This window comes from Lysinibacillus xylanilyticus (assembly GCF_001708185.1).
In the GTDB taxonomy this organism is placed as follows: Bacteria; Bacillota; Bacilli; order Bacillales_A; family Planococcaceae; genus Lysinibacillus; species Lysinibacillus xylanilyticus_A.
The window spans coordinates 120,860-128,452 of sequence record NZ_MDDN01000011.1; the positions used below are offsets into that span (position 1 = coordinate 120,860).

General features: G+C 36.7%; 7 protein-coding genes. 3 read left to right on the forward strand and 4 right to left on the reverse strand.

Annotated elements, in window-relative coordinates:
• The first annotated feature begins 1 nt into the window (after position 1).
• The gene (locus BFJ97_RS17485) at positions 2-376 is read left to right on the forward strand and encodes a hypothetical protein (protein WP_068985938.1); all 375 of its coding nucleotides are present in this window, start codon (positions 2-4) and stop codon (positions 374-376) included.
• Between the two features lie 396 nt (positions 377-772).
• Entirely contained in the window at positions 773-1,261 is a 489-nt protein-coding gene (locus BFJ97_RS17490; RefSeq protein ID WP_068985939.1) for a GNAT family N-acetyltransferase, read from the forward strand.
• 72 nt (positions 1,262-1,333) lie between these two features.
• Here the strand turns inward: BFJ97_RS17490 and BFJ97_RS17495 are convergent, their stop codons facing one another.
• The 3 genes from BFJ97_RS17495 to BFJ97_RS17505 form a co-directional block, all read right to left on the reverse strand.
• Complete coding sequence (locus BFJ97_RS17495; protein ID WP_068985940.1) at positions 1,334-2,305, reverse strand: DMT family transporter; 972 nt, start codon at positions 2,303-2,305, stop codon at positions 1,334-1,336.
• Between the two features lie 88 nt (positions 2,306-2,393).
• Positions 2,394-3,623, reverse strand: a complete 1,230-nt coding sequence (gene pepT, locus BFJ97_RS17500; protein ID WP_068985941.1) for a peptidase T — start codon at positions 3,621-3,623, stop codon at positions 2,394-2,396.
• A gap of 96 nt (positions 3,624-3,719) precedes the next feature.
• Positions 3,720-4,370 carry a lysoplasmalogenase gene (locus tag BFJ97_RS17505; protein WP_068985942.1) on the reverse strand — a complete coding sequence of 217 codons (651 nt, stop codon included), beginning with the start codon at positions 4,368-4,370 and terminating at the stop codon, positions 3,720-3,722.
• Positions 4,371-4,536: 166 nt separating this feature from the next.
• Here BFJ97_RS17505 and BFJ97_RS17510 point away from each other — a divergent pair, with 166 nt between their 5' ends.
• The gene (locus BFJ97_RS17510; protein WP_068985943.1) at positions 4,537-6,213 is read left to right on the forward strand and encodes a hypothetical protein; all 1,677 of its coding nucleotides are present in this window, start codon (positions 4,537-4,539) and stop codon (positions 6,211-6,213) included.
• Between the two features lie 77 nt (positions 6,214-6,290).
• Here the strand turns inward: BFJ97_RS17510 and BFJ97_RS17515 are convergent, their stop codons facing one another.
• Positions 6,291-6,716, reverse strand: a complete 426-nt coding sequence (locus tag BFJ97_RS17515; RefSeq protein WP_068985944.1) for a hypothetical protein — start codon at positions 6,714-6,716, stop codon at positions 6,291-6,293.
• Positions 6,717-7,593 lie beyond the last annotated feature (877 nt).

The following is a 7,593-nucleotide window of genomic DNA, read 5'->3' on the forward strand; positions in this document are numbered from 1 at the left end:
CTTGCCAAATGATACGATTCAGCAGCTAGTATATCTGAATTATGGTACGCCCATTGTTTATAAGAAAACGGCTAATAATCACTTTGAAGCGCCAGCCTTAAAGTACATTGACTACACTGAAACAGAAAAAAACTTTACTTACGAAATGGATGGGTTCAAATATATATTTGAAAAGCCAGTTACCGAGGGCTCAAAAGTGACTAGAACAGGACGTGGATGGAATGATGAAGGGTTTGTTCGTGCCATTCATTACACGATTACAACACCAGCAGGCACGTTTAATAATGTTGTGGAAACGTCCCTTAATGAATTTTATGCACCGGGCTATGGTTTCATCAGTGATGATTTTGGCAACAAATTAACGTCTTATGAATAATAAATACTTCATTTTTTGATGAAAGAGTGAGGATGTAAATAAAAAAACAGGTGGGGAGAAACGAATTGTTTTTCCTCATCTGTTTGATTTTAGGGACTTATTGGACGGACCTTAATCTATGAAGATATAGAATTGTATAGTAGCTGTGTAATGGCATACTTACAATGGTAGACGACTCACTCCAGTGCGATTAAGTCGTCTTTTTTGATGGAAACTGTAATTGTTCCTATAAATCTTCAAAGTATTCCTATAAAAATGAACTCACCACCATAACGTGTCTGTGACGCCGATCGCCAAGGAGTCGCCCAGCCTTTGAAAACCGGTAACTTTCAAACGTTGTTCCAAAAATTACAATTTAATGTATAATATCTCTTAATAAAAAGGGGTGATTATTTTATGTTTAATATTAGGAATTTTGAAGGTAATAAAAATGAGTTTGAGTTCTTTCAAGATATGTTATATGAATCAATACTTATTCCTGTGAATAAACCATCAAAAGAGGCTTTGCTAAACTCGCCTCACATAAGAAAATATCATGAAGGTTGGGGGAGAAAGGGAGATCAAGCTTTGATTGCCTTTGACGTAGAAAATCAAACTGTTGGTGCAGTCTGGTACAGATTGTTTGATGAAAATAATAAAGGCTATGGTTATATTGATTGTAATACTCCTGAAATAGGAATTGCTGTTTCAAAAGATGTAAGAGGAAGAGGGCTGGGGACTTTACTAATGCGTAAAATAATTCAACAAGCAAAGGATGAGGGCTATAATACCATTTCTCTTAGTGTAGACCTTGGAAATAGTTCGGCCATTAATATTTATAAAAAACTTGGCTTTAAAGATTATGAAGTAGTTGGCACTTCTATAACAATGATTTACAAATCATAGTGCTCTCTAGAATAAAAAATGTACACTACTAAAAGTAAATTTAGTAATGTACATTTTTACAATTATTTATCTTTAATATTCTTGAGTAGGACTGCTACTATGAACAACACTTTTTCTCCCTAGTATCATCGTGTAGTAGCTATGTAACAGCATACCAATGATGATGACACCTAGGCCCGCAAGAGCGATTGGATCTGGGAATGCAATGCCGAGTAATAATACTTCACCAATAATGACAAAGAGTATTTCTGTGGATTGTGTTGCTTCAACTGCTGCGAGCTTGCCTTGATGATCGCGAACACGGTCAGTCGCAATGAAAAATAAAGTTGTCGCGATGACGCCAGAGCTTATACCTACAAGCAATGATTGTGTCACTTGGCTGATTGAGGGAAGCCCGACCGTTGCCATTGCATAAATGGCCATAATAATCCATGCGGGCATCGAGGCGATGGTCATGCCAAGAACTCGTTGATATGTATCGATGCGTCCGCCGCAGACTTCCATCATTTTGCGGTTACCAAGAGGGTAGGCAAAGGCAGCAATGATAACAGGTAAAATGCCAAGCAATAAACTTTTAAATGGAACAGACTGTGCTTGTGGTATTTGAATAAGTAAAATTCCGACTAAAATGACACATGAAATTAGCAATGAAATAAGTGGTATCTTTTGACGTTCTGTTTTCCCAGCGACTACTGAAATAAAGAGGGGAGCTAGTAATACGCCAGCGACAATTGTCAATTGCCATGTGCCAGAAACGAGCCAGCCTGGACCGAATGCTGCTGCAAATGTCAGCGGTGCATAGAATAATACAAATCCGATAAAGCTCCAAAGCATCCAGGCTACAGGCTGTGCTTTCATTTCACTTGAAAGCTGTGTAAATCCTTTGCGATAAAAAACTATAACAAGTAGAAACGGTAACATGAAGAAGTAGCGCAGGGATGCACTCCATAGCCAGCTACCGCCTTGCATTTCCATTGCATGATTTAATATAAAAGTAACAGCAAAAAAAAGTGAGGCTAAAATGCCTAATGCAATTTCTTTCATTAAAGTCACCTCAAAACCTTTTTTAATTTGAAGATTCAGTTATTTATTTTGAAAAAATTACGAAGAAGGGGTAAACCCTTCTTCGTAACTATTTTCCTTGTTGTTCAAATAGCTGTACGATTTCAATAATAACTTGTGTTGCTTTTTCCATTGTTTCGGCAGATACATATTCGAATTTACCGTGCATATTTTCGCCACCTGCAAAAATATTTGGTGTCGGTAAGCCCATGTAAGAAAGTTGAGAACCATCAGTACCGCCACGGATTGGAAGTGTAATTGGTGTAATATCTAACTTTTCCATAGCTGCACGTGCAATATCAACGATTTCTTTTACAGGCTCAATTTTTTCGCCCATATTATAGTATTGATCTTCAATTGTAATGCTTAAAGCATCTTCACCATATTGAGCTTTCATTTTCGCTGCTGCATCAAGCATTAGTTGTTTTTTCGCCTCGAATTTTTGACGGTCATGATCACGTACGATATAGGAAAGCTCGGTATGCTCGATCGCACCTTTAAAGCCCATTAAGTGAATAAAGCCCTCATAGCCCTCTGTTTTTTCTGGTACAGCATCAATAGGCATTTCATTTTGGAAGGCGATTGCCATTGTGATGGCATTAACCATTTTATTTTTTGCTGAACCAGGGTGTACACTCGTACCTGTTGTCACTACTTTTACACCTGCTGCATTAAAACTTTCGTATTGTAGCTCGCCAAGAGGTCCGCCATCCATCGTATAAGCATAGTCGGCTCCAAATGCAGCGACATCAAATTTATGAGGACCACGGCCGATTTCTTCATCAGGCGTAAAGGCTACACGTAATTTGCCATGTTTAATCGAAGGATTATTTATTAAGTATTCCATGGCAGTCATAATTTCAGCGATACCAGCTTTATCGTCAGCGCCTAATAATGTAGTACCATTCGTTGTAATTAACGTTTGACCTACATAATTTTTTAGCTCAGGGAAATCTGCTGGAGACATCACTAGATTTTCGTTTAGCTGAATATCTCCACCATCGTAATTGTCAATGCGCTGTGGATTCACGTTTGTGCCAGTAAAATCTGTCGTAGTGTCAACATGCGCTAAAAAACCTATAGTAGGCACATCTTTATCTGTATTTGCTTCAAGTGTCGCAAATAAATAACCATTTTCATCTAATGTAATGTCAGTTAGGCCTATTGCAGTAAGTTCATCTTTTAGTACATGCAATAAGTCAAATTGTTTTTGTGTGGAAGGAGTTGTTTCGCTTGTGAAATCAGATTGTGTATCAATTTTTGCATAGCGAACTAATCGCTCGATTACTTGTTCTTTCATAAGTATGGCCTCCTAATGTGTATGTGTAACTTCTTTCGGCAGGTGTCCAAAAACAAAGCCGATTCCAGACGCAATTATGCTGAGGCATAATTGATATTATTGTAACACTTTACTTCGGATTTCGGAATATTGAAGAATACTTAACGCAATAAGTATTTGGGCACTGTAATATGTCAGCATAATAAACTCATGTGAAAATGGTAAGGGCATAACAAATTTATCAACAGCTAAATAGGAATCAGATGCGATAAATAGCAGAGCTCCAATCGTTGCAAAAGTCGAACCTGTTTTAATCGCAGTCCAACCCATCGTTAATATGACAGAAATATAGGCAATTACAGCGAAACCAAGTACGACATCTCCTGATGAAAACACAGTACCTACAATCCACACAGCCATGCTCGCCCCGTAAACGAGTAATACAATCTTCGCCCAAGTCGGCACTTGTCGTTCATTCGTAGAAGAGAAGGCGAAGATATAAAAAATATGTCCAATCAAGAAGCTCGTTAGCCCAATTAGAAACCACTGTAGCGTATAATCACCGACCATACAAAACACAAGTCCGATGATAATCAGTAGTTGATATTTTTTAATGCCTAAGTTCTTTTGTGTAGCCGCTAAAATAATGATTAAAAGCATTGGGATAACTTTAAAAACAAGTTTCAAGCTTTCTGCAATTTGGGAAAAGAAAAAAATATAATAGAAGCCAAACAACATAATGAGTGTTAGTAAAATTTTTTTAGACAAATTTCTCATCTCCTTTTCTTTAAAAATTCTTTATCTATGATAGAATTTCCTGTATTCAAAGTTTTAGGTGATACATAAAGAGTTTACTATACACACCTTATGTATGAAACTTTTTTGATATGTAGCCGTAAATAAGTAGACAGTCAGCTAAGAGAGGGTGAACGAAATGACCAAGCTATTATTAGCTTCGGCAGTTATTGGACTAATTGCGAGTGTTTTATTAACACCGCTTATAACGAAAAAGCGAGAAGACGGATCTAAAAAGGTAATTGGATACTTCTTTATAGGTGTATTTGTACTAGGATTTTTAGCTACAGGTATAACAGTATATGTGACAAAAATGGACGTAAACTGGCTTGCTTTTTGGCCAGCTATTATTCTATTAACATTAGGTGGCGCACTTCTTGCGAGTGGCATTGAAAGAAAAATAAAAGGTGTTTTATTTTTAGCTAGTTTAGGTATTGCGGTGTATGTATTATCTGCGCCTTTATGGAATGCTAACGAAAAATTCAAATCAGCTGAAATGAAGGAAGAAGTTGAAATAAAACCGTTTGATGAAACACAGACACCAGCAAGTGTGCCACCTCAATTTGCGCGTAATAAGATGAAAAAAGCGTTCGGGCAAGTACCGAATACAAGTTATTATGAGCTAGGGCGTTTACAAATTCAAAAAGTGAATGGTGAGTATGTCTATATAGCTCCAGTTGAGTTCTCTAGCCTCTTTAAATGGATGAATGGTAAAACGACACCTGGTTACTTTATCATGAGCGCAACGGATTCAGCAGATAATCCTAAATTTGTTGAGCAAGAAATGAAGTATGTTCCTTCAGCTTACTTAAATGCAAATTTAGAGCGTCATATCCGTTTACAACATCCTTACCTTATTTTTTATGGGGATGTACAACTTGAAGTGGATGAAGATGGTAAGCCATACTACATCCAATCATACGGTGATTTTATTTCAGGACGTAATGGCTTTGATGTAAAAGGGATCGTGCTTGTAGATGCGCTGACGGGAAAATCAGAGGTGATTAAGTTAGCGGATGTCCCAGAGTTTATTGATGGAGCGGTTTCACCTGAGACAGTAAGCTTACAAAATAGCTATTTCGGTAATTACGTTCACGGATTTTGGAACAGTAGGTTTGGTAAGAAAGATGTGAAACTTCCTTCTGATGAGGGAACAGAGTCAAATGTTAGCCCAATTTTTGACGAGAAAGGTGATATGTATTATTTCACAGACTTTACGAGTCCTAAAGAGGGTGTCGATTCGATGCTTGGCTATTCATTAACAAACGCTCGAACAGGTGAAGCAACCTACTATACAGGGAATTCAGATTCTTCTTATATGGATTCACAAGGTAATTTGCAAATTATTGAGAAGAAATTTATCGAGAAAAAATGGACTGGAAAAATGCCAGTCTTGTATAACTTCTACGGTGAAGCAAGCTGGCTAACAGCGGTGCTTGATTCAAATGGTTTCTTACAAAATTATTTCATCGTGTCCGCGGCAAATCCTGAAATTTCCGTTTATGCGCCAACGCCAAAAGAGGCATTAAAGTTATATAAAACAGCTTTAAGTCGAGGCGGAAATAAGGTTGAAGGCAGCTCACATGCAGAAGAAAAAAATGCTAGTGGCAAGGTGCTTCGCGTATACAAAGAACGTCTCGGTGACTTTACAGTTGCATCATTTTTACTGAATAACGGAGAAAACTATGTGGTAAGTTCAGAAACAGAACCTCTTGCAATTTATTTACAAGAAGGTGATGAGGTAATTCTCACTTACGGTGACACAGGAGAGCAGTTCTTACCAGTTCGATCATTGATTATTAAAGGACTACAATAGAAGGAAATCAATTTCGCCATGGCGTAGAATAAAGAAAAAAGACGATCTAGTTGCATTGCTGCGAAGATCGTCTTTTTTTATGTTGGATGAGACTCCATATAGTGAAGCATCTTTTCCTGATGATTCGTATAAAGTGTCTTGGCATAATCATTTAACGCAAATATTTCATGTATGTATCCTTGAAGTAATGTATGTTCATGTTTAAAAGAATAAGCGTCTTCATTTTCTATAATATGTGCTAATAAAAGGCTATGTAACACAACCACCTCTAGATTTTGCGTATTTGTAATAAATTTTAAGTTGAGGATCGTAGTATGAGAAACGAATTGATTGACGTAATCAATAGCATTCGTATAAACGGTTAAGTCGATATGTGGCTCAAGTCGCTTTCTTAATAATGTGCAATCATTATTTAAGTCTTGAATTTTTAAAAATAAACCTCTCACACTTCGCTTATGTTGTTGTTCTAAGGTACGAGCAAGATGTTTATTGACATAGGACATTTTTACATAGCTCCTTTTTATAATGGTATCATCTATTAGTATTAATGGAATTATATGAAAAGGAAAGAGTCTTTTTGTTTAATTTATATTTAAATTTAACTTCTTTCAGCAAATGTTTTGTGTACTGAAAGCGTAGCGGCAGGTATAGAAGTCTCCTGCTTCTATAGATGTGAGATGAATGCGGTTTTAAATCTCTTTTCAGTGGGTATCCAAACTCCCGCTGCAATAGAGGAACTCAGGCTAATAGCTTCACATCCTGTGAAAACGCCTGAGTGACCAACGTCGTGTTGCTTCGCTTTCGCACAAAAAACATCGACAGGCCTAAGCACAAAGCCGATTCCAGACGAATTATGCTGAGGCATAATTGATTTAGCTTGTTGAGATTTTATGAGAAAGAGATGTATAGTAAAACAAATAAAGTAGTAGCTAGAAGATTACAAGAGTTGTTTATTGCTCGAAAAAACACAAAATAGCTTACTAACTAATTATTTTTCAAAAAAAGATAATTTTGTAGCAAAAAAACACTTGCGGATGTAATGGAATCGTGATAAATTATTACTTGTCGTTAAGACGACGCAAGAACGAAAACGGCTTCGGAAAAACATTTTAAAAAGATGTTGACATCGATAACCAAGAATGATATTATATAAGAGTTGTCGCTTCTGAAAAGGAGCAAAAAACTTCTAAAAAAGAAGTTGACAACAAAAACAAGAAATGTTATGATATAAAAGTTGCTGAAATGAAACGGCGACGAAATGAACCTTGAAAACTGAACAAGCAAAACGTAATCAATAAAGTTTTTAGTAGCTAACCTTGAGTTAGTGAACGAAACAAAATTTTGGACATCAAACATGATGCCAGCAAAACAATTTGAGCT

What these genes read in the sequence shown, in the direction of transcription:
- pepT (WP_068985941.1), bottom strand. Translation starts at nt 3,623, where the DNA reads ATGAAAGAACAAGTAATCGAGCGATTAGTTCGCTATGCAAAAATTGAT.
- BFJ97_RS17515 (WP_068985944.1), bottom strand. Translation starts at nt 6,716, where the DNA reads ATGTCCTATGTCAATAAACATCTTGCTCGTACCTTAGAACAACAACAT.
- BFJ97_RS17490 (WP_068985939.1), top strand. Translation starts at nt 773, where the DNA reads ATGTTTAATATTAGGAATTTTGAAGGTAATAAAAATGAGTTTGAGTTC.
- BFJ97_RS17510 (WP_068985943.1), top strand. Translation starts at nt 4,537, where the DNA reads ATGACCAAGCTATTATTAGCTTCGGCAGTTATTGGACTAATTGCGAGT.
- BFJ97_RS17495 (WP_068985940.1), bottom strand. Translation starts at nt 2,305, where the DNA reads ATGAAAGAAATTGCATTAGGCATTTTAGCCTCACTTTTTTTTGCTGTT.